The organism is Pseudomonas sp. NPDC087336, from assembly GCF_044744285.1.
In the GTDB taxonomy this organism is placed as follows: domain Bacteria; phylum Pseudomonadota; class Gammaproteobacteria; order Pseudomonadales; family Pseudomonadaceae; genus Aquipseudomonas.
This window is the reverse complement of record NZ_JBIUYA010000020.1, coordinates 100,760-121,220: the sequence shown is the minus strand read 5'-3', so window position 1 is coordinate 121,220 and position 20,461 is coordinate 100,760. Positions and strand designations below refer to the sequence as shown.

The 20,461-nt window shown below is 59.0% G+C and carries 24 protein-coding genes; 15 read left to right on the top strand and 9 right to left on the bottom strand.

Annotation, left to right across the window (positions count from 1 at the left end):
• Positions 1 to 324 precede the first annotated feature (324 nt).
• Positions 325 to 1,545 carry a CaiB/BaiF CoA transferase family protein gene (locus tag ACIO0C_RS20420; RefSeq protein WP_401314831.1) on the bottom strand — a complete coding sequence of 407 codons (1,221 nt, stop codon included), beginning with the start codon at positions 1,543 to 1,545 and terminating at the stop codon, positions 325 to 327.
• Positions 1,546 to 1,557: 12 nt separating this feature from the next.
• On the bottom strand, positions 1,558 to 2,739 hold the full coding sequence (locus ACIO0C_RS20415) for an acyl-CoA dehydrogenase (protein ID WP_008064832.1): 1,182 nt from the start codon (positions 2,737 to 2,739) through the stop codon (positions 1,558 to 1,560).
• Positions 2,740 to 2,896: 157 nt separating this feature from the next.
• Here ACIO0C_RS20415 and ACIO0C_RS20410 point away from each other — a divergent pair, with 157 nt between their 5' ends.
• From ACIO0C_RS20410 to ACIO0C_RS20365, 10 genes are all read left to right on the top strand, one after another.
• Entirely contained in the window at positions 2,897 to 3,796 is a 900-nt protein-coding gene (locus ACIO0C_RS20410) for a LysR family transcriptional regulator (protein WP_401314830.1), read from the top strand.
• A gap of 435 nt (positions 3,797 to 4,231) precedes the next feature.
• Positions 4,232 to 5,353: a Re/Si-specific NAD(P)(+) transhydrogenase subunit alpha gene (locus tag ACIO0C_RS20405; protein WP_008064829.1), complete on the top strand. Its 1,122-nt coding sequence runs from the start codon at positions 4,232 to 4,234 to the stop codon at positions 5,351 to 5,353.
• An 11-nt stretch (positions 5,354 to 5,364) separates the two neighbouring features.
• A complete protein-coding gene (locus ACIO0C_RS20400) occupies positions 5,365 to 5,721 on the top strand; it encodes an NAD(P) transhydrogenase subunit alpha (protein WP_008064823.1) in 357 nt (118 codons plus the stop codon).
• The gene (locus ACIO0C_RS20395) at positions 5,718 to 7,151 is read left to right on the top strand and encodes an NAD(P)(+) transhydrogenase (Re/Si-specific) subunit beta (protein WP_401314829.1); all 1,434 of its coding nucleotides are present in this window, start codon (positions 5,718 to 5,720) and stop codon (positions 7,149 to 7,151) included. Before ACIO0C_RS20400 ends, ACIO0C_RS20395 begins: the two co-directional genes overlap by 4 nt.
• 215 nt (positions 7,152 to 7,366) lie before the next feature.
• Complete coding sequence (locus ACIO0C_RS20390) at positions 7,367 to 8,860, top strand: acetyl-CoA hydrolase/transferase family protein (protein ID WP_401314828.1); 1,494 nt, start codon at positions 7,367 to 7,369, stop codon at positions 8,858 to 8,860.
• 319 nt (positions 8,861 to 9,179) lie between these two features.
• Positions 9,180 to 9,395, top strand: coding sequence for a DUF1127 domain-containing protein (locus ACIO0C_RS20385; protein WP_007947887.1), 216 nt, complete (start codon positions 9,180 to 9,182; stop codon positions 9,393 to 9,395).
• A 339-nt stretch (positions 9,396 to 9,734) separates the two neighbouring features.
• Entirely contained in the window at positions 9,735 to 10,052 is a 318-nt protein-coding gene (locus ACIO0C_RS20380) for a DUF2388 domain-containing protein (protein WP_401314827.1), read from the top strand.
• A gap of 107 nt (positions 10,053 to 10,159) precedes the next feature.
• Positions 10,160 to 10,474 (top strand): DUF2388 domain-containing protein, encoded by a 315-nt coding sequence (locus ACIO0C_RS20375; RefSeq protein ID WP_401314826.1) that lies wholly within the window; start codon positions 10,160 to 10,162, stop codon positions 10,472 to 10,474.
• Between the two features lie 28 nt (positions 10,475 to 10,502).
• Complete coding sequence (locus ACIO0C_RS20370) at positions 10,503 to 10,823, top strand: DUF2388 domain-containing protein (RefSeq protein ID WP_008064818.1); 321 nt, start codon at positions 10,503 to 10,505, stop codon at positions 10,821 to 10,823.
• Entirely contained in the window at positions 10,820 to 12,781 is a 1,962-nt protein-coding gene (locus ACIO0C_RS20365) for a DUF4105 domain-containing protein (RefSeq protein WP_401314825.1), read from the top strand. Before ACIO0C_RS20370 ends, ACIO0C_RS20365 begins: the two co-directional genes overlap by 4 nt.
• A 48-nt stretch (positions 12,782 to 12,829) precedes the next feature.
• Here ACIO0C_RS20365 and ACIO0C_RS20360 read toward each other — a convergent pair whose 3' ends face one another.
• The 3 genes from ACIO0C_RS20360 to trpB all read right to left on the bottom strand — a co-directional run bounded on the left by ACIO0C_RS20360 (position 12,830) and on the right by trpB (position 15,439).
• Positions 12,830 to 13,270, bottom strand: coding sequence for an anti-virulence regulator CigR family protein (locus tag ACIO0C_RS20360; protein ID WP_401314824.1), 441 nt, complete (start codon positions 13,268 to 13,270; stop codon positions 12,830 to 12,832).
• A gap of 121 nt (positions 13,271 to 13,391) precedes the next feature.
• On the bottom strand, positions 13,392 to 14,204 hold the full coding sequence (gene trpA, locus ACIO0C_RS20355) for a tryptophan synthase subunit alpha (protein WP_401314823.1): 813 nt from the start codon (positions 14,202 to 14,204) through the stop codon (positions 13,392 to 13,394).
• A complete protein-coding gene (gene trpB / locus ACIO0C_RS20350) occupies positions 14,204 to 15,439 on the bottom strand; it encodes a tryptophan synthase subunit beta (RefSeq protein ID WP_401314822.1) in 1,236 nt (411 codons plus the stop codon). Before trpB ends, trpA begins: the two co-directional genes overlap by 1 nt.
• A 112-nt stretch (positions 15,440 to 15,551) precedes the next feature.
• On the opposite strand from trpB, the gene ACIO0C_RS20345 reads away from it, so the two are divergent.
• Positions 15,552 to 16,469 carry a LysR family transcriptional regulator gene (locus ACIO0C_RS20345; RefSeq protein WP_401314821.1) on the top strand — a complete coding sequence of 306 codons (918 nt, stop codon included), beginning with the start codon at positions 15,552 to 15,554 and terminating at the stop codon, positions 16,467 to 16,469.
• Here the strand turns inward: ACIO0C_RS20345 and ACIO0C_RS20340 are convergent.
• Entirely contained in the window at positions 16,442 to 16,768 is a 327-nt protein-coding gene (locus ACIO0C_RS20340) for a YqjD family protein (RefSeq protein WP_020798079.1), read from the bottom strand. The two genes, ACIO0C_RS20345 and ACIO0C_RS20340, sit on opposite strands and share 28 nt — an antisense overlap.
• Before the next feature lie 157 nt (positions 16,769 to 16,925).
• Here ACIO0C_RS20340 and ACIO0C_RS20335 point away from each other — a divergent pair, with 157 nt between their 5' ends.
• Together ACIO0C_RS20335 and ACIO0C_RS20330 are read left to right on the top strand one after the other, a co-directional pair.
• Positions 16,926 to 17,141: a dodecin gene (locus tag ACIO0C_RS20335; protein ID WP_008027736.1), complete on the top strand. Its 216-nt coding sequence runs from the start codon at positions 16,926 to 16,928 to the stop codon at positions 17,139 to 17,141.
• Between the two features lie 122 nt (positions 17,142 to 17,263).
• Positions 17,264 to 17,488 carry a DUF1161 domain-containing protein gene (locus ACIO0C_RS20330; RefSeq protein WP_401314820.1) on the top strand — a complete coding sequence of 75 codons (225 nt, stop codon included), beginning with the start codon at positions 17,264 to 17,266 and terminating at the stop codon, positions 17,486 to 17,488.
• A 61-nt stretch (positions 17,489 to 17,549) separates the two neighbouring features.
• Here ACIO0C_RS20330 and ACIO0C_RS20325 read toward each other — a convergent pair whose 3' ends face one another.
• The gene (locus tag ACIO0C_RS20325) at positions 17,550 to 18,551 is read right to left on the bottom strand and encodes an LLM class flavin-dependent oxidoreductase (protein ID WP_008064785.1); all 1,002 of its coding nucleotides are present in this window, start codon (positions 18,549 to 18,551) and stop codon (positions 17,550 to 17,552) included.
• Positions 18,552 to 18,791: 240 nt separating this feature from the next.
• On the opposite strand from ACIO0C_RS20325, the gene ACIO0C_RS20320 reads away from it, so the two are divergent.
• Both ACIO0C_RS20320 and ACIO0C_RS20315 read left to right on the top strand, forming a co-directional pair.
• Positions 18,792 to 19,223 (top strand): OsmC family protein, encoded by a 432-nt coding sequence (locus ACIO0C_RS20320; protein ID WP_401314819.1) that lies wholly within the window; start codon positions 18,792 to 18,794, stop codon positions 19,221 to 19,223.
• A 111-nt stretch (positions 19,224 to 19,334) separates the two neighbouring features.
• Entirely contained in the window at positions 19,335 to 19,568 is a 234-nt protein-coding gene (locus tag ACIO0C_RS20315; protein WP_180201995.1) for a DUF1161 domain-containing protein, read from the top strand.
• Between the two features lie 6 nt (positions 19,569 to 19,574).
• Here the strand turns inward: ACIO0C_RS20315 and ACIO0C_RS20310 are convergent, their stop codons facing one another.
• On the bottom strand, positions 19,575 to 19,994 hold the full coding sequence (locus ACIO0C_RS20310) for a hypothetical protein (RefSeq protein ID WP_401314818.1): 420 nt from the start codon (positions 19,992 to 19,994) through the stop codon (positions 19,575 to 19,577).
• A 40-nt stretch (positions 19,995 to 20,034) separates the two neighbouring features.
• Positions 20,035 to 20,457: a hypothetical protein gene (locus ACIO0C_RS20305; RefSeq protein ID WP_008064778.1), complete on the bottom strand. Its 423-nt coding sequence runs from the start codon at positions 20,455 to 20,457 to the stop codon at positions 20,035 to 20,037.
• Positions 20,458 to 20,461 lie beyond the last annotated feature (4 nt).

Sequence of the window (20,461 nt, the reverse complement as noted above, 5' to 3'; positions counted from 1 at the left end):
CAACTTCAACCACTTGCGCTTCAGATCTCTCGTCAGCGGGAGGCGAATTCTACAGCGTTACACGCTGCTGTCAACACCTCTTTTTCAACTTCCTTTTAGCTTCGATGAACTGAAGCAACCTGTCGCCGAAAACTGCGTAACTCATTGTTTACCAAGGAGTTTTCCGTTTCGACTGCGCCGGAAGTAGGGCGAATTATAGGCTTCCAGAATCTGCCGTCAAGCGTTGATTTTGGTTTTCTATCAATAACTTACAGAAAACGCCAAAACGCCCCGATTGAGCCCTATATAGAGGAGACAAACGCTCCTCTATATAGAAGAGCTCTATCAGAGGACGCCCGAAGTCTTGAGTGCAGACACGGCGCCAGCGTCCAGACCCAGCACCCGCTGCAAAACCTCCAGCGTATGCTCGCCCAGCAAAGGCGGTGCATACCGATACTCCACCGGCGTCTCGGACAGCCGTATAGGGCTGGCCACCTGTGGCACCCTGCCAGCCAGCGCGTGAGGCAACTCAATGGCCAACCCGCGCGCCTTGACCTGGGGATCTTCAAACATCTGCGCCAGGTCATTGATGGGGCCGCACGGCACACCGGCCTGCTCCAACTGAGCTACCCATTCGGCGGTAGTCTTGAACACCGTCGCCTGACGAATCAGGGGGATCAGCACGGCACGGTTTGCCACCCGCAACTTGTTGGTCGCAAAACGCGGATCGTCTGCCCACTGAGGCTGCCCCGCCACTTCGGCAAACTTGCGGAACTGCCCGTCGTTCCCGACAGTCAGGATGAAATCGCCATCTGCCGTAGGAAAATCCTGATAAGGCACGATGTTCGGGTGAGCATTGCCCAGGCGCTTTGGCGCATTGCCCGTTGTCAGGTAGTTCATTGCCTGGTTGGCCAGACACGCGACCTGAACATCCAGCAATGCCATATCGATATGCTGCCCACCACCATCGTGGTCTCGATGCGCAAGCGCGGCCAGGATGGCCACCGTGGAATAGAGCCCGGTGAGGATATCCGTCAGCGCCACGCCAACCTTGACCGGCCCCGCCCCTTCTTCGCCTTCAGGTCGCCCCGTCAGACTCATCAGGCCACCAAGACCCTGGATCATGAAGTCATAGCCCGCACGCTTGGCGTAGGGACCGGTTTGTCCAAACCCGGTAATCGAGCAATAGATCAGATCAGGATTGATCGCCTTCAGCGACTCATAGTCCAGACCGTAGGCCGCCAGGCCGCCGACCTTGAAATTCTCGATCAGGATGTCCGACTTGGCCGCGAGCTCACGCACCAGCTTCTGTCCCTCCGGGCGCGTGAAGTCGATGGTGACCGATTGCTTGTTACGGTTGGCCGACAAGTAATAGGCGGCCTCGCTGGTGTTCTCGCCATAGGCGTCCTTGAGGAACGGCGGGCCCCAGGCGCGCGTGTCATCGCCATTGCCCGGACGCTCGACCTTGATCACTTCGGCGCCAAGGTCGGCGAGGATCTGCCCGGACCATGGCCCGGCCAGCACCCGCGATAAATCCAGTACCCGTAGATGCGAAAGCGCGCCCATGGCGTTCTCCTATTAATAGAACGCCTGGATGCCGGTCTGCGCGCGACCGAGGATCAGCGCATGGACGTCGTGCGTACCTTCATAGGTATTCACCACTTCCAGGTTGACCAGGTGACGAGCCACCCCGAATTCATCCGAGATACCGTTGCCGCCCAGCATGTCACGGGCCATACGGGCGATATCCAGGGACTTGCCGCAGGAGTTGCGCTTCATCATCGAAGTAATTTCAACCGCCGCAGTGCCTTCGTCCTTCATGCGACCCAGACGCAGGCAGCCTTGCAGCGCCAAGGTGATTTCGGTCTGCATGTCGGCCAGCTTCTTTTGGATCAACTGGGTAGCGGCCAACGGGCGACCGAACTGCTGACGATCCAGGGTGTATTGACGAGCGGTGTGCCAGCAGAACTCCGCAGCACCCAGTGCGCCCCAGGAAATGCCGTAACGGGCCGAGTTCAAGCAGGTGAAGGGACCTTTCAGACCACGGACGTCTGGGAAGATGTTTTCTTCCGGAACGAACACGTTGTCCATGACGATCTCACCGGTGATCGAAGCCCGCAGACCAACCTTGCCGTGAATCGCCGGGGCGCTCAGGCCTTTCCAGCCCTTTTCCAGAACGAAGCCACGGATGTCGCCGGCATCGTCCTTGCCCCAGACCACGAACACATCGGCGATCGGGCTGTTGGTGATCCACATCTTGCTGCCGGTCAGGCTGTAGCCGCCTTCCACTTTTCGTGCACGAGTGATCATCGCACCCGGATCGGAACCATGGTTAGGCTCGGTCAGGCCGAAGCATCCGATCCACTCGCCCGACGCCAGTTTTGGCAGGTATTTCTGTTTCTGGGCTTCAGTACCGAACTCATTGATCGGCACCATTACCAACGAGGACTGTACGCTCATCATCGAGCGGTAGCCGGAGTCGACACGCTCGACTTCACGCGCAATCAAACCGTAGCTGACGTAGTTCAGGCCGCTGCCACCGTACTGCTCGGGAATGGTTGCTCCCAACAGGCCCACTTCGCCCATTTCACGGAAGATCGCCGGATCGGTCTTTTCATGGCGGAAAGCTTCGAGCACGCGCGGCGCCAGACTTTGCTGAGCGAACTGCGCAGCGGTGTCGCGGATCATGCGCTCTTCTTCGGTGAGCTGTTGATCCAGCAGCAGGGGATCGATCCAGTTGAAGCTAGCTTTACCGGCCATGAGTGTGTCCTCTCGAAACAGGTCAAATAACGTGCAGTGATCCTAGGCCGGCTTCGACGTCTGGGCAAACGAGGATTTCGCATACTGTTGTGCTAATTTATCACTCCGAAACGTCGCAGAACCTATTCAATGCGATGCATTAGTGAGATTGACGTACATGCGCAGGAAAATACCCAGCACAACGGCCTTGATCAGCTTCGAGGCGGCCGCCCGTCACGAAAGCTTCACTAAAGCAGCCCAGGAGCTTTCGCTGACCCAAGGAGCCATTTGTCGACAGATCGCCAGCCTCGAGGAGTTCCTCGGCGTGGAACTGTTCCGACGCTCCCGTCGCGGGGTCAAGCTGACGGAGGCGGGACTTTCCTACAGTCGCCGGGTGGCCACTCAACTCGATGCGGTTGAGCGCGACACCTTGTCGGTGATGGGCCAGCAGGGAGCCAACGTCATAGAACTGGCCGTGGTTCCGACCTTTGGTACCCAGTGGCTGCTGCCCAGGCTCAAGGACTTTCAACAGAAACACCCGGAAGTGACGGTCAATCTGACCAACCGCACGCGGCCGTTCCTGTTTGCCGACACCGATTTCGACGCGGCGATCTACTTCGGTGATGCCGATTGGCCGGGTACTGAATCCCACAGGCTGATGGGTGAAAATCCGATGCCCGTGTGCAGCCCCAACCTGTTGGGCAACAAGGATGCCCTGACCCCCTCTGAAATCGCTGACATGCCCCTGCTGCAACAAACCACTCGCCCCTACGCCTGGCGCCAATGGTTCGACTCTCAACACCTGAACGTCCCCCGGGACATGACAGGGCCGCGTTACGAGCTATTCTCCATGCTGGCCCAGGCGGCGATGCACGATATGGGGATTGCGCTGATCCCGCCCTTCCTGATTCAGCGCGAATTGGCCGAGGCGCGCCTGGTGATCGCCAACCCACAGGCGCTCTCCAGCATCAAGGCCTATTACCTGATGATTCCGGAGAGAAAGGTCGAATCGGCGTCTTTAAGGGCTTTTCGTGACTGGCTGGTAAATCAGGCCCATGGCTACAGCCTAGAAGGATAAAGGCTTTGAGCACTTATTTGACCTCGTAGTCAGAAAAACAAAAACCCTACAGATATAAGTAATTGTCGCATAGACTAAAACTGTACGGCGAAGCAGTACAAACGTGCCACAAGCGCCTGTCTACGCGGCTTTGCGCCACTATTTCAGCACAATGGCGCATCATTCATATGGCCGATGCGAAAATTGTTTGAATTGCGCCAAAGTGCCTGAAAGGCACGACTTACAAGGGATTGATCCGTTTGGTTGCGACATTCGGTCACGGGGTGACTTGTAGTTAATTTTCCGTCACCCGTCATAATCCCTTGAAGGGCACAAAGTTCGCCTGCAAAATGCCGCGCCCTGCCTTAATTTGGCGGGGTCGTGCTGATCGGCCGCCCCAGCCGCACCATCCGTAGTGCATGGGTTTACTCAATAAGATCACGCAGGAGATTTGACGTGCACATTGGTGTTCCTCTCGAAACCCAGACCGGTGAAACACGGGTTGCTGCAACCCCCGAAACCATCAAGAAGCTGATCGGCCAGGGTCACAAGGTCACTGTACAAAGCGGCGCCGGCGTCAATGCCAGCGTTGTCGACAGTGCCTATGTAGCCGCGGGCGCGGTCATTGGCAGCGCCAGTGAGGCGTTTGGTGCAGAGCTGATTTTGAAGGTGGTCGCCCCCAGCGACAGCGAGCTTGCGCTGATAAAGAGCGGCACCGTTGTGGTGGGGATGCTCAATCCGTTCAACAACGAAACCATCGCCAAGATGGCCGAGTGCGGCATTACCGCCTTCGCCCTGGAGGCCGCCCCTCGCACCTCCCGCGCACAGAGCCTCGATGTACTGTCCTCGCAAGCCAACATTGCCGGCTATAAAGCCGTGTTGTTGGCCGCTCATCACTATCCGCGCTTCATGCCGATGCTGATGACCGCCGCGGGCACCGTGAAAGCGGCGCGGGTGCTGATTCTCGGCGCCGGTGTTGCCGGGCTGCAGGCCATCGCTACGGCCAAGCGCCTGGGTGCGGTGATCGAAGCGTCTGACGTGCGGCCTGCGGTGAAGGAGCAGATCGAATCCCTGGGTGCCAAGTTCGTCGACGTGCCCTACGAGACCGATGAAGAGCGTGAATGCGCCGTCGGTGTCGGCGGTTACGCACGCCCAATGCCGGCCAGCTGGATGCAGCGCCAGGCCGTGGCCGTGCACGAACGCGCCAAGCAGGCTGACATCGTCATCACCACGGCACTGATTCCGGGTCGCAAGGCGCCGACGCTGCTCAGCGCGGAGACCGTGGCCCAGATGAAACCGGGTTCGGTGGTCATCGACCTGGCGGCGGCACAGGGCGGCAACTGCCCGCTGACCGTGGCCGATCAGGTGGTTGTCGAAAACGGCGTTACCATCGTTGGCCCGACCAACCTGGCGGCCGCGGTCGGTGCCGATGCCTCGGCACTGTATGCCCGCAACCTGCTGGACTTCATGAAACTGTTGTTCGATAAAGAAGGACAACTGGTGATCAACCTTGAAGACGATATCGTCGCCGCGTGCCTGATGTGCCGCGACGGCCAGATCGTGCGCAAGAACGGCTGAGGATAAAAACAATGGAAGACATGCTGATCTCTCACGGTATCTACAACCTGATCATCTTCGTGCTGGCCATCTATGTCGGCTACCACGTGGTCTGGAACGTGACCCCTGCTCTGCACACACCGCTGATGGCCGTGACCAACGCGATCTCGGCCATCGTCATCGTCGGCGCCATGCTCGCGGCCGCCCTCACCGTAACCCCACTGGGCAAGACCATGGGCACCCTGGCCGTGGCCCTGGCCGCGGTCAACGTGTTTGGTGGCTTCCTGGTGACCCGGCGCATGCTGGAAATGTTCAAGAAGAAAGCGGCGCCAGCAAAAGCTCCGGCAGCCAAGGCCGAAGCAATCAAGGCTGAGGTGCAGCAAGCATGAGCATGAATCTGGTTACTTCCCTGTATTTGATCGCCTCGGTCTGCTTCATCCAGGCGCTCAAGGGACTTTCGCACCCAACCACGTCGCGTCGCGGCAACCTGTTCGGCATGCTCGGCATGGGCCTGGCGATCCTCACCACGGTCGGTCTGATCTACAAGCTGGGTGCCGAACTGGCCCACGACGGTATCGTCTACGTGATCGTCGGCCTGTTGATCGGCGGCACTGTCGGTACGATCATGGCCAAGCGTGTTGAAATGACCAAGATGCCCGAACTGGTCGCCTTCATGCACAGCATGATCGGCCTGGCAGCGGTGTTCATCGCCGTGGCCGCCGTGGTCGAGCCGCAGTCGCTGGGTATCGTCCAGAACCTCGGCGATGCGATTCCGGCCGGTAACCGCCTGGAGCTGTTCCTCGGCGCAGCCATCGGTGCGATCACCTTCTCCGGCTCGGTCATTGCCTTCGGCAAACTGGCGGGCAAGTACAAGTTCCGCCTGTTCCAGGGGGCACCGGTACAGTTCGGCGGTCAGCACAAGCTGAACCTGCTGCTGGGCCTGGCCACACTGGCACTGGGCGTGACTTTCATGCTCACCGGCGACTACACCGCATTCGGCGTGATGCTGGCGCTGGCCTTCGTGCTCGGCGTGCTGATCATCATCCCGATTGGCGGTGCCGACATGCCGGTCGTGGTGTCCATGCTCAACAGCTACTCCGGCTGGGCAGCAGCGGGTATCGGCTTCTCGCTGAACAACTCGATGCTGATCATTGCCGGTTCGCTGGTGGGTTCGTCCGGTGCGATCCTCTCGTACATCATGTGCAAGGCGATGAACCGCTCGTTCTTCAACGTACTGCTCGGCGGCTTCGGCAACACGGCGGACGCAGGCCCTGCAGGCTCGAAAGAAGCGCGTCCGGTGAAATCCGGTTCGGCTGACGATGCGACCTTCCTGCTGACCAACGCCGACACCGTGATTATCGTTCCGGGCTACGGCCTGGCGGTAGCACGGGCGCAACATGCGCTGAAGGAACTGACCGAGAAGCTGACCCATCGCGGCGTGACCGTGAAGTACGCGATCCACCCGGTTGCCGGTCGGATGCCTGGCCACATGAACGTACTGCTGGCCGAGGCCGAAGTGCCTTACGACCAGGTGTTCGAGATGGACGACATCAACTCCGAGTTCGGCCAGGCCGACGTGGTGCTGGTGCTGGGCGCCAACGACGTGGTCAACCCGGCCGCGAAGAACGATCCGAAATCGCCAATTGCCGGCATGCCGATCCTCGAAGCGTTCAAGGCCAAGACCATCATCGTCAACAAGCGCTCGATGGCCAGCGGCTACGCCGGTCTGGACAACGAACTGTTCTACCTGGACAAAACCATGATGGTCTTCGGCGACGCCAAGAAAGTCATCGAAGACATGGTTAAAGCCGTCGAGTAAGACCGTTTCGCAGTACCACAACGCCCCGACTCGTCGGGGCGTTTTTGTTTGCGCAAATTGCCGGACAAACCACCACGTTATTACCGAAACGGTAACGGTGTTTTGTCTGAAAGCGCCGGAATAGACGCCTCGATTGCGACCTTGGTAGCGGGACACAGCGCCGTGAAATTCACTAGACTGCACGTCCTGCTACCCGTTGCCCGAGATAACAATCCATGTACCGTGACCGTATTCGCCTGCCTTCGTTGTTGGATAAAGTGATGAGCGCCGCCGAGGCTGCCGCTCTGATTGAGGACGGCATGACCGTCGGCATGAGCGGCTTCACCCGCGCCGGCGAAGCCAAGGCCGTACCCCACGCACTGGCCGAACGGGCCAAGGTCACCCCGCTGAAGATCAGCCTGATGACTGGCGCCAGCCTGGGCAACGACCTCGACAAACAGCTCACCGAGGCCGGCGTATTGTCGCGCCGCATGCCCTTCCAGGTGGACAGCACCTTACGCAAGGCGATCAACGCTGGCGATGTGATGTTCATCGACCAGCACCTTTCGGAGACCGTCGAGCAACTGCGCAACCAGCAACTGAAGCTGCCGGACATCGCGGTGATCGAAGCCGTGGCCATTACCGAGCAAGGCCATATCGTACCGACCACTTCCGTGGGCAACTCGGCCAGCTTCGCGATTTTCGCCAAGCACGTGATCGTCGAGATCAACCTGGCGCACAACCCCAACCTCGAGGGCCTGCACGACATCTATATCCCGACCTATCGTCCGACCCGCACGCCGATTCCCCTGGTCAAGGTCGATGATCGCATTGGCAGCACCGCCATCCCGATTCCACCGGAAAAGATCGTCGCGATCGTGGTCACCAACCAGTCCGACTCGCCGTCTACCGTACTGCCACCGGACGTGGACACCCAGGCCATCGCCGATCACCTGATCGACTTCTTCAAGCAAGAAGTCGACGCGGGACGCATGACCAACAAGCTCGGCCCGCTGCAGGCCGGTATCGGCACCATCGCCAACTCGGTGATGTGCGGCCTGATCGACTCGCCATTCAAAGACCTGACCATGTACTCCGAGGTGCTTCAGGATTCGACATTCGACCTGATCGACGCCGGCAAGCTGAGTTTTGCCTCGGGTAGCTCGATCACCTTGTCGAGCCGGCGCAACGCTGACGTATTCGGCAACCTGGAGCGCTACAAGGACAAACTGGTCCTGCGCCCGCAGGAAATCTCCAACCACCCGGAAGTGGTCCGTCGCCTCGGCATCATTGGCATCAACACCGCCCTTGAATTCGATATCTATGGCAACGTCAACTCCACCCATGTCTGCGGCACGCGCATGATGAACGGCATTGGCGGCTCGGGCGACTTCGCGCGCAACGCGCACCTGGCTATCTTCGTGACCAAGTCGATCGCCAAGGGCGGGGCGATTTCCAGCGTGGTGCCGATGGTCAGCCACGTTGACCACACGGAACACGATGTCGACATCCTCGTCACCGAAGTCGGCCTGGCAGACCTGCGCGGCCTGGCACCTCGGGAGCGCGCTCGCGTGATCATCGACAATTGCGTACACCCGGATTATCGCCAGGCGCTGAACGACTACTTTACGAAAGCCTGCGCAATTGGCGGACACACCCCGCATATCCTGCGTGATGCCCTGAGCTGGCACATGAACCTGGAAGAAACCGGAAGAATGATCGCGGTTTGATTGATACAGATGGCAGCTGACGCAAACACAGTTTCGTCAGCTTGCTGTTACCAAGCCAAATCGAGACAAAAACTGTACTGCTGTACCGGTCTTTTCCTACCGAATTCTTCTACACACTTCACTCAAATCAGCAAAACTGCACCATAACGGCGCAGACAGGTACAGTTGCCTCATTTTCGACCAGTACACCCCCTATAAACAGTTAACTGAGCTCTCACAATACAGATGAACTGTATCTACAGAGACTAGGCAAACAAGAGGATCATGGGCACCAGTTAAGCCACTACCTAATCCCGCCATAAGCGGAAGGATGAAAACCATGGAACGTACACTCAGTTCCGATCTGTTCTTCGAAGACACTGCTGCAAAAACCCAGGCTTCCATGCCTCTGCGCGTTATCGCCAACCTGATGCTGTGGCAGCGCCGCATCTCCAGCCGCCACCAACTGGCTCGTCTGGATTCGCGTCTGCTGGCTGACGCCGGGATTAGCGAAGCACAACGCTACGAAGAGCTGAGCAAGCCGTTCTGGCGCTAAGTTAGCGTCGCTGGCTCTGACCTGCAGGGTCTACCGCCAGCAACCCGAATTGAAAAAACAAAGCCCGTCGTGGGAAACCACGACGGGCTTTGTCGTTTAAGACCTGTTAATTCGCAAATAGGTACAGTTTCCGCTATCAGAAACTCGACCATTACAGTTCTGTAATTGCCTTTCGGCCGCTCGAACTGATTTTTAGCAACCTTTTCTCTTATAGGCTGTTCGAAACGGCCTGCTCAGGCCTAATATCAAGCCAGAACGTGGCGCCTCCACGAGTGTCTAACATCACACTCATCAAACACTGCACCACCTTTTAATCGTCTTATCCAAAGGAGTTACACCATGTCCCGTCTTCGTCTGCTCAGCGCTGCAGCCCTGCTTGCCGTGGCTGCCAATGCCCACGCCACCAGCTTCATCGTGACCACCGATGCCGTCGTCGGTGCACTCAAAGCCACGTCCGACGCGACCTCCGACGTCACGTCTTCGTTCAAGGACGACAAAGTCGTGCTTGCGGCCCGTGACGATGCTGCCAGCTTCGTCGCCAGCGAAGGCAGCATCCGCGGGGTAAAACTGGAAAGCGCGCTTGATCACATTCGCCATCAGGCTCCTCAATTGAACGCAACCGACGCACAATTGGCACAGGCCATCCTGACCATCTAAGCGTTAGTCGAGATGCGGGACACGCATGGCGTGTCCCAATGTTTCAGCACTGGCTCTAGCCCGGGCCTTGCGCTAGCCTTGGGACTCACGTTCAACTGTCGAGTCTCATGCGTTTTCTTTCAAACCTGCTGATTGCTCCGGTATTTCTAGCGGCCAGCTACTCAGGGGCGGCCTACGCCTTCGACGCGTTTAACCTGTCTACCCAGGGCATTGTGGCGAGCAGTTACGCCACAGGCATGGTGACCTCTGCCCCCTTCGACCATAAACTGCTCGCCGCCCGGGATGATGCCGCGGCATTCGTCGCCAGTGATGGCCAAATGAGAGGCGCCCAGTTGGAATCGGCCTTGGCTTACCTGCGCCAGACCCAACCAAAACTTCATGCCAGCGACCTTGAACTGGCACAGGCAATTCTCGTCCAATAGTTATCCCAAGTTTCTCCGGAGTCGTTCCATGCGTAACCCACTGATTGTTGCCACCCTTGGCCTGCTGTTGTTGGCTGACGTGGCCCAGGCCCAAACCCTGGTTGCCACCAGCAACATTCTCATTCGTGCCACCCAGCGCACACTGGACTTCACTTCTGACACCACGACGTCGATCCGCGACTCGAAAATTGTCCGCGAAGCCCAGGACGATGCCGCCAGTTTCGTCGCCAGCAACGGCGATATTCGTGGTGCGCACCTGGAGTCCGCTCTCAATTTGTTGCGCACTCGCGTTCCGGAAGCCCGCGAAGCCAGTGATCAGGATCTCGCCGAAGCCATCCTCGCACTGTGAGGTCTCCAGTTGCCTGGCTGTTGGCCGGGGCCGTGCTGCTGTTTGGCGGCACGGCCCACGCCGACCTCGAACTACGCCTCAAGACCGAAGGCCTGAGCCCCGCGCAACAGCAAGCCAGCCAAGCATTGCTTGATGAAGCCATGCAGGCATTGCCGCCACGGTTCATTGAGCAACTCGACCGGCGTATCGACGTCGGCTGGACCGATAACATGCGCAGCGATGCCTACGGCCAGGCGTCGCTGGTGTCCGAGCTCGATCTGAATCGCAACCTGTTGGCGAGCCTCACCGATGGCAGCGCCGCGACCAAAAAGACCTATCGCCCCCATGGCACTGTGCGCCGTGAGATGCTCGCCACGGTGCTGCATGAGCTGACCCACATTTACGACCGCTCGCGCATCTGGTCGAATGCGGAGCGCACGTTGATCCAGCGCTGTACCCAACGTAGCGGCAGTTCAGGGCTGATCGGTATTCCCGATCAATGCCGCGGCCAGTCCGATCGACGCTTTACCTTCAGCGACGACCCGCGCCTGCTCGACCTTGCCGGCTGGCAGCAGTACGTTGGCCGTCGTGGTGAGCGCGAACAGCACAACCGCCAGATCGTCCGCAGCCCGGATATCTACGAGACCAGCAGCCCCAAGGAATTCGTCGCGGTCAACATGGAGTATTTCCTCCTCGACCCGAGCTACGCCTGTCGTCGCCCTGCGCTGTACCGCTACTACAAGGAGCGCTTCGGCTGGGCACCTGCGGCCAAGGCCGAGTGCGGCAACACTTTCGCATTCCTCAATGCTGGCAATGACTTTGCCAAGACGCCTTTGGGCCAGGTCGATCCGGAGCGGGTCTACGCCGTCGATTATCTATTGGCAGAAGCTAACCAGAACTGGGTCAGCCGTTGGGGCCACAGCATGTTGCGCCTGGTGATCTGCGCACCGGGCCGGCCACGCGGGCCGGATTGCCGCCTGGACCTGGACCAGCACCTGGTGTTGTCCTACCGCGCGTTCGTGGGCGACGTGCAGCTATCGAGTTGGGATGGATTGGTGGGTAAATACCCATCACGCCTGTTCGTGCTGCCACTGGCCCAAGTGATCGACGAATACACCAAGACCGAACTGCGCAGCCTTGCCTCCGTGCCGCTGAACCTGTCTCGTGAAGAGATCGAGAACGTGGTGGAACGGGCCGCCGAGATGCACTGGAGTTACGACGGCAACTACTTCTTCCTGTCAAACAACTGCGCTGTAGAAGAGCTGAAGCTATTGCGTGGCGGCACCAACAACTCAAAGTTGGTTGCTCTGGACAACATCATGCCCAATGGTTTGCTGGAAGTGCTGAAGGGCCGCGGGCTGGCGGATACCAGCGTGCTGGACGATCCACGTGAGGCACTGCGCCTGGGTTATCGCTTTGACTCTTTCCGCGATCGCTATCAAGCGATGTTCGAGGTACTGAGAAAGCAACTCCCGATCAAACAGGAAAAGGTTGAAGACTGGTTGTCCCTGACCGCAGCGCAGCGCCGCCAGTGGTTCGATCAGGCAGATTTGCGCACCAGCGCGGCATTGCTCCTGCTCGAACAGGCAAGCTATCGCCAGCAGTTGCTCCTGGCACAGGACGAGGTGAAACAACGTTACCTGGGTGCCCGTGAGTTGAAGAACGGCGGAATGGACAAGGCCAACGCGACGCTGAGGCAAATCCTCGATAGCAGCGGGTTCCTCAGTCGTCCGGCGGAATTGCTCGGCAGCGGCGGGTATGGATTGCCGCAACCTGCTGAATGGCAACGTCTGGAATCGGAGACCAGCCTGCGGCAGAAGCAGCTTCAGGCACTGACCGGGGATCTGGACAAGGAAGTCAGGGCGCTGCTCGATCCCGACCGAGCAGCCGAAATGGCGGCCAACGAGGCCAATGTGAAACAGATTGGCGAACACCTGCGCAAGCTGCACAAGGCGTCGGGTGGGTTAGAGTTGCCGTAAACAAGGCTTCGCGGCGCAACCGCCGCGAAGCTTTTTGCCAAACGCTGGTCAGAGCACCCCTTCGAGAATCTCGTAGACAATCCCGGTACCCATCGCGATCAATACAATATCGCTACCCGCGCGACGCCATTCGTAGCCCTGGTAATACGGCAAACGACTCAACGCGCGATTGTCCAGGCGTTCGCCGTAATAGCCATGGGGCAGTGGCCGGCCGCGTTCCAGATGAATGCCTGGAGGCGGTGGTGCACCGCGGACGAAATAATCGTGATGGTCATGAATCGTCTGACGCACCGGGCCAAAATCCCGGGGTGGCCCACCGCGATGGTTGTCCTGCCCGCCACGATGGTCATTGTCGTGGTTATCGTATTGGCCCTGTTGCGGGCCGCCGTGGTCATGATCGTTGCGCTGATCGGCACTGGCGTGCAGCAACGGGGTTGTACTGAGCATCAGCACACCCAGGCTGGCAATCAGACGTTTCGGCATTTTCATTGGGGCTTTCCTCACCACACACACAACAAAAAGGGCTTCAGAACGTAGTCCTGAAGCCCTCGGTCTTGCTGGTTAGTCTGTGTTGCGAGGCTCTAATTCCTCTGTATCAGGAACTTTACCTTCAGCTGACGCGAGCCTTACGCACGCCATCGGCCAACGCCGAGCACAGGCTCAGCACGCCATCGATGGCCTGTTCCGGCGTCGTGGCATTGGCGATGTGATCGATCAGTGCCGAACCCACCACCACACCGTCCGCCAGGCGCGCGATGGACGCCGCTTGCTCCGGCGTGCGAATGCCGAAACCGATGCTGATCGGCAGATCGGTATGGCGACGCAGGCGAGTGACCGCTTCTTCGACGTGTTCCAGGGTTGCCGCACCGGCACCGGTCACACCGGCCACCGATACGTAGTACACAAACCCGGAGCTGCCATTGAGGACTGTTGGCAGGCGCACATCGTCGGTGGTCGGGGTGGTCAGGCGGATGAAGTCGAGACCGGCTGCCTGGGCCGGGTCGCACAATTCGCCGTTATGCTCGGGCGGCATGTCCACCACGATCAGGCCATCGACACCTGCCTCTTTCGCATCGGTGATGAAACGCGGCACGCCGTACTTGTGGATCGGGTTGAAGTAACCCATCAGCACCAGTGGCGTGTCGTTGTTGTCCTTGCGGAACTCACGCACCATTTCCAGGGTTTTCGCCAGGTTCTGTTTAGCTGCCAGCGCGCGGATGTTGGCCAGCTGGATCGCCGGGCCGTCGGCCATCGGATCGGTAAAAGGCATGCCCAATTCGATCACGTCGGCACCCGCGGCCGGCAAACCCTTGAGGATTGCCAGGGAGGTGTCGTAGCTCGGGTCGCCGGCGGTGACGAAGGTCACCAGGGCGGCGCGATTCTGTTCCTTGAGTTCGGCAAAACGCGTTTGCAGGCGGCTCATCAGTGTTTCTCCTGCTGGGATTGCTCTTGTTGAGAGTGTTCCATGTGGTGCATCACGGTCTGCATGTCTTTGTCCCCGCGACCCGACAGGTTGACCACCATCAGGTGATCCTTCGGCAAAGTCGGCGCACGCTTGAACACTTCAGCCAGGGCATGTGCGCTTTCCAGGGCAGGGATGATCCCTTCAAGGCGGCAGCATTGGTGAAAGGCCGCCAAGGCTTCGTCGTCAGTCACCGAGGTGTACTGGACACGGCCGATGTCATGCAACCAGGCGTGTTCCGGGCCGATGCCCGGGTAGTCGAGGCCAGCGGAGATCGAATGGGCGTCGATGATCTGGCCATCGTCGTCCTGCAGCAGGAAGGTCCGGTTGCCGTGCAGCACACCCGGCACGCCGCCGTTCAGGCTGGCCGCGTGCTTGCCGGTTTCGATGCCGTAGCCGGCCGCTTCCACGCCGATGATCTCGACGCTCTTGTCATCCAGGAACGGGTGGAACAGCCCCATGGCGTTGGAACCACCGCCGATGCACGCCACCAGGCTGTCCGGCAGGCGGCCTTCCTGGGCTTGCAGTTGGTCACGGGTTTCCTTGCCGATAACGGCCTGGAAGTCGCGAACCATCGCCGGATAAGGGTGCGGACCGGCCACGGTGCCAATCAGGTAGAAGGTACTGTCGACGTTAGTCACCCAGTCACGCAGGGCTTCATTCATCGCGTCTTTCAGAGTGCCGGTGCCGGCCACGACCGGGATCACTTCGGCGCCCAACAGCTTCATGCGGAACACGTTGGCCTGCTGGCGTTCGATGTCAGTGGTGCCCATGTAGATCACGCAGTCCAGACCAAAACGCGCAGCCACGGTGGCGGTCGCCACGCCGTGCATGCCGGCGCCGGTTTCGGCAATGATGCGTTTCTTGCCCATGCGCCGCGCCAACAGGATCTGGCCGATGCAGTTGTTGATTTTGTGCGCGCCGGTGTGGTTCAGCTCTTCACGCTTGAGATAAATCTTCGCGCCGCCACAAAATTCGGTCAGACGTTCGGCGAAATAGAGGGGGCTCGGACGACCGACGTAGTCGCGCTGGAAGTAGGCCAGCTCTTCCTTGAATGCAGGATCTTCCTTGGCCGCTTCGTATTCACGGGCCAGGTCGAGGACCAGCGGCATCAGGGTTTCAGCGACGTAACGGCCGCCGAACGAGCCGAACAGGCCGTTGGCGTCAGGGCCGTTGCGCAGATTAGTCTGGGTCATGGGGCGCTCCAATTGAATGCGTGATATGACAATGGGCTTCACTCTACCCCTGACACCAGGCACTGAAAACCGATAAGATCGCCACAACCTGTCAGGAAAACTCACAGATACCATGAGCCACGACCTGCCACCGCTCAACGCCTTGCGCGCCTTCGAAGCCACTGCCCGTTTGAACAGCGTCAGTCAGGCGGCCGAACAGCTGCACGTCACTCATGGTGCGGTCAGCCGGCAACTTAAAGTCCTTGAAGAACACCTCGGTGTGAGCCTGTTCATCAAGGAAGGACGCGGCCTGAAACTCACAGATGCAGGCATGCGTCTGCGTGATGCCAGCGCCGAAGCGTTTGAGCGCTTGCGCACCGTGTGCGCCGAGCTCACGCAAAGCACCGCCGATGCGCCGTTCGTCCTGGGCTGCTCGGGAAGCCTGCTGGCACGCTGGTTCATACCGCGCCTGGGGCGACTGAACGCCGATCTGCCCGACTTGCGCCTGCACCTGTCGGCCGGCGAAGGCGATCTCGACCCCCGTCGCCCGGGCCTGGATGCCCTGCTGGTGTTCGCCGAACCGCCCTGGCCGGCTGATATGCAGGTCTTCGAACTGGCCAGCGAACGGATCGGCCCGGTCATGAGCCCACGATTCGCCGGTTATGAACGCCTGAAAACGGCGCCGGCCACAGCGCTGCTAACTCAAGCCTTGCTACACACCACTTCGCGACCGCAAGCCTGGCCCAGTTGGGCGCAACAAAGCGGCCTCGACGCCAAAGCGTTGAAATACGGGCAGGGTTTCGAACATTTGTATTACTTGTTGGAAGCGGCGGTAGCCGGGCTGGGCGTAGCGATTGCCCCCGAGCCGCTGGTGGCCGAGGACTTGAAGGCGGGTCGCCTGGTCGCCCCTTGGGGGTTTTGCGAAACACCCGCTCATCTGGCCTTGTGGCTACCCAAGCGCGCCGCGGACGGGCGCGCCAGGCAACTGGCGCAATGGCTCAAGAACGAGCTGCGCCAGACAGATCATTCCCCGCGCTTAAACAGCAGGTAGGCCGCCAACAGGCCCAGCGCACCAACGGCAACACCAGCAGTAGTCCAAGGGTGCTCCTGTGCGTAATCGCGAGTGGCAATTCCGGTTTCACGGGTTTTGACCTTGACCTCTTCATAGGCATCCGAAAGCAGATGGCGCGAATGCCTCAAAGCATTCTCGGCATTGCCTTTGAGCACCTTGAGGGTTTTACGCGACTCGTCCGAGGCATCGTCCTTCAGACTTTCCAAGGATTTGAGCAGACTCTCGATCTCCGCTTCCATGCTTTGCAATGAGGCTTTGCGTAACGAGCTGTTGGCCATGGTGGCTCTCCTGCATTGTTGATGAGTGGCGTGTGTTGGTTGGGACTTCAGGAACTCGAGAAAGTGCAGTAAATGTGAGCTTCCATGTCGCACCGACCGAAGGAAGTAAGTCAGAAAATCACTGCTAGGCTGTATTTCACACCCTAAGGAGAACGCCATGACTGACCATCACACCTATAAGAAAGTCGAACTCGTCGGCTCGTCCACCAGCAGTATCGAAGACGCGATCAACAACGCGCTGGCCGAGGCCAGCAAAAGTCTAAAGTACATGGAATGGTTTGAAGTGACCGAAACCCGCGGCCATATCAAGGATGGCAAGGCTGCGCACTTCCAGGTGACGCTCAAGGTCGGGTTCCGGATTGCCAGCAGCTGACGTTGGTCTAGTCTTCTGAACTTGCGCGCTGGCCGAGTGCCATAGGGAATGGCAATGCGCTAGATGCGTTTTCCGGCCAATGGCTGGATGCCTTTTTTTGATCCGACCAGAGAATGCGACCGATGAAGAAGTTTATTTTGGCGGTAGGTTTGTTGAGCCTGGCGGGTACTGCCTTTGCTGACGGCGGCAAGTCCTGTGAAGAGTTGAAAGCCGAGATCGCTGCAAAGCTCGATGCCAAGGGCATTTCCGGTTATTCGTTGGAAATTGTCGATAAAGGCAGTAAGGCTGACGGAAAAGTCGTCGGCACCTGCGAGAAGGGCAGCAAGGAAATAATCTACAAACGGTAGCCCCAACCGATTGCAAGCTAAAAGCCGACGCCAAAGCGTCGGCTTTTTGCGATTAGCGTGCTCAGCCCTTCATGACCTGCGCCAGAAGCTCATAGGAATGCAGGCGATCCGCGTGTTCGTACAGGTCGCAGGTAAAGATCAGCTCGTCGGCCTGGGTCTGCTCAATCAACACTTCCAGCCTGGCGCGAATTTTTTGCGGGCTGCCGATCATCGCCAACCCCAGGAAATCGCTGACGGCTTCTTTTTCATGGGGCAACCACAGCCCGTCCATCGTTTTCACCGGCGGACGTTGCACCAGGCTCTGGCCACGCATCAGGGCGAGAATCCGCTGGAATACCGACGTAGCCAGATAGTCGGCCTGCTCATCAGTGTCGGCGGCCACCAGCGGCACGCCAAGCATCACATAAGGCTTGTCCAGCACTGCAGAAGGCTTGAAATGATTGCGGTAGACGCGAATGGCCTCATGCATGAAGCGTGGAGCGAAGTGTGAAGCGAAGGCGTAGGGCAAACCGCGCTCCCCTGCCAGCTGCGCACTGAACAGGCTTGAGCCCAGCAGCCAGATCGGGACATTCGTGCCGGTTCCTGGCATCGCGATAACGCGCTGGTCCGGCGTGCGCGGGCCGAGATAACGCACCAGTTCGGCCACATCGTCCGGGAAGTCGTCGGCGCTACCCGAGCGCTCACGGCGCAGTGCGCGGGCCGTCATCTGATCGGAACCAGGCGCACGGCCAAGTCCCAGGTCGATGCGCCCCGGATACAGGCTTTCAAGCGTGCCGAACTGTTCTGCGATCACCAGCGGCGCATGGTTGGGCAACATGACTCCGCCGGAACCGACCCGAATGGTCGAAGTGCCACCGGCCAGATAGCCGAGCAGCACGGAGGTTGCAGAACTGGCAATGCCGTCCATGTTGTGGTGTTCGGCAACCCAGAACCGGTTATAGCCGAATTTTTCGACGTGCTGCGCCAGGTCCAGCGAGTTGCGCAACGACTGGGCGGCGCTGCCGTTCTCCCGCACGGGCACCAGGTCGAGGGTCGAGAACTTGATATCGGACAGTCGTTTCATAAACCTGCTTCTCCAATTGAGGGCGCAGGTTTTTTGTTGCAAACGAAAACCTGCCGAATCCATAAGCGTGATTCATGCAATGAGGGCATATACCCGAGTTTCAATAGCACGGCGAAATTTACCGACAAAAAAGCCGAACGATCAGAGGCGCTGAACTTTGCTCCCCGGTCTACCCTCAGAACCCTAGCGAGCGAAACCACAACGGCGCGACCCTTCGCGCCGGATCTTGAGGAGACAGGCATGGCTATCACCAAGAAAGCATCGGCCCACTGGGAAGGTGATCTGAAGACCGGCATCGGCTCGATTTCCACCGAAACCGGTGTGCTCAGGGACGCGCCCTACGGCTTCAAGGCCCGCTTTGAGGGCGGCAAGGGTACTAATCCGGAAGAGTTGATCGGTGCGGCCCACGCGGGCTGTTTCTCCATGGCGTTTTCGATGATTCTCGGTGAGGCCGGCCTTAAGGCCGAGAGCATCGATACCAGCGCCGAAGTGACCCTGGATCAGGTAGAAGGTGGTTTTGCGATCACGGCCGTGAAATTGATCCTCAAGGCAAAAATCCCTGGCGCGAGCCCGGCGCAGTTCGATGAGTTGAGCAACAAAGCCAAAGAGGGTTGCCCGGTATCCAAGGTGTTGAATGCGAAAATCAGCCTGGAGGCGACTTTGCTCAGCTGAATTGGCATTTAAACGAAGTTGAAACAGATTTGCCGGGCAAACCTGTGGTCGAATAAATGACAGCAGCACAAACGCATGACCTATGCGCGCTGCCTCAAGGGAGCTTCAACCATGAAACGTTTTGCCTTGGCGGTTATCTGTTGCGCCCTGGCCACTTCGGCCCTGGCGGCACCCAAACCTTGTGAAGAACTCAAGGCCGAAATCGAAGCCAAGATCCAGGCCCGGGGGGTGACGTCCTACACCCTGGAAATCGTTACCAATGACGAAGTGCACGATCAGAACATGGTCGTTGGCTCGTGCGACGGTGGCACCAGGAAAATCATCTACCAGAAGAATGACCGTTGACCGCAGTTACGGCACACAGTTGATCTGGCTCGCTTCGGCGACGATCTCACGCTTGGCGTTATACAGGCGCGCTTCAGGGGTAAAGGCCATGGAGCGAGCCTGGAGCAAATAATGCTGGCCCGCTTCGAAATGATCGTATTTGACGATCATGTAGCACAGCCGCTCCGTGGTACCGCTGAACAAGTCCGAGCCCCCACCCGGCACCTCAAAATCGAAGCGCACGGTCAGCTCATGGCTACCGGGAGTGACCTGAAAATAACGCCCGTCGCGCAATCGCTGGTTATCCAATCGCTCGGCCATCAGCAATTTATCGTTAGGGAATGGCGTAGAGAAGTCGACCCACGCCATCTGCGGATTGGCCGCCGGCATCGGCGTCGAACAGCCGGCCACGGCAGTTGCGGCCAGAAAAAGCATCAATCTGCGCATGATGAATGTCCCAATGTCGGGATATTCAGAATAGCGCCGATCAGGTCCGTTGGCAGCCCGCCGGGGTGCCCTGGCCAATCACCTTTCGCTGTTGATCATACAGCTTGGCCCATGGCCGGAAGCCGATATTCCCCGCCTGCAGTTGATAGCGCTCGCCCGCGTTGAAGTCGTTGAATTTCACATTCAGCTGGCAGTCTCGCCACAGCGGTTCAGCATCGGGACCGATATTGGTGGGCTGGACCGGGAACTGATAGCGAACAGTCAACTCATGGCTGCCGGGTTGTACCTCGAAATAGCGCTTGTCGGTGGCCGCTTTGTTGTCCACCTCCAGCGCCAGCAGGGCCGTGTCTTCCTGATGTGACTCCAGATCGATCCATGCTTGCGTCGGATCATGGCGAGGTAATCCGAATCCTGCACAACCGGCCAGCATCAGCAGGCCTCCCGTCAGCATCAACTTGCGCATAGCG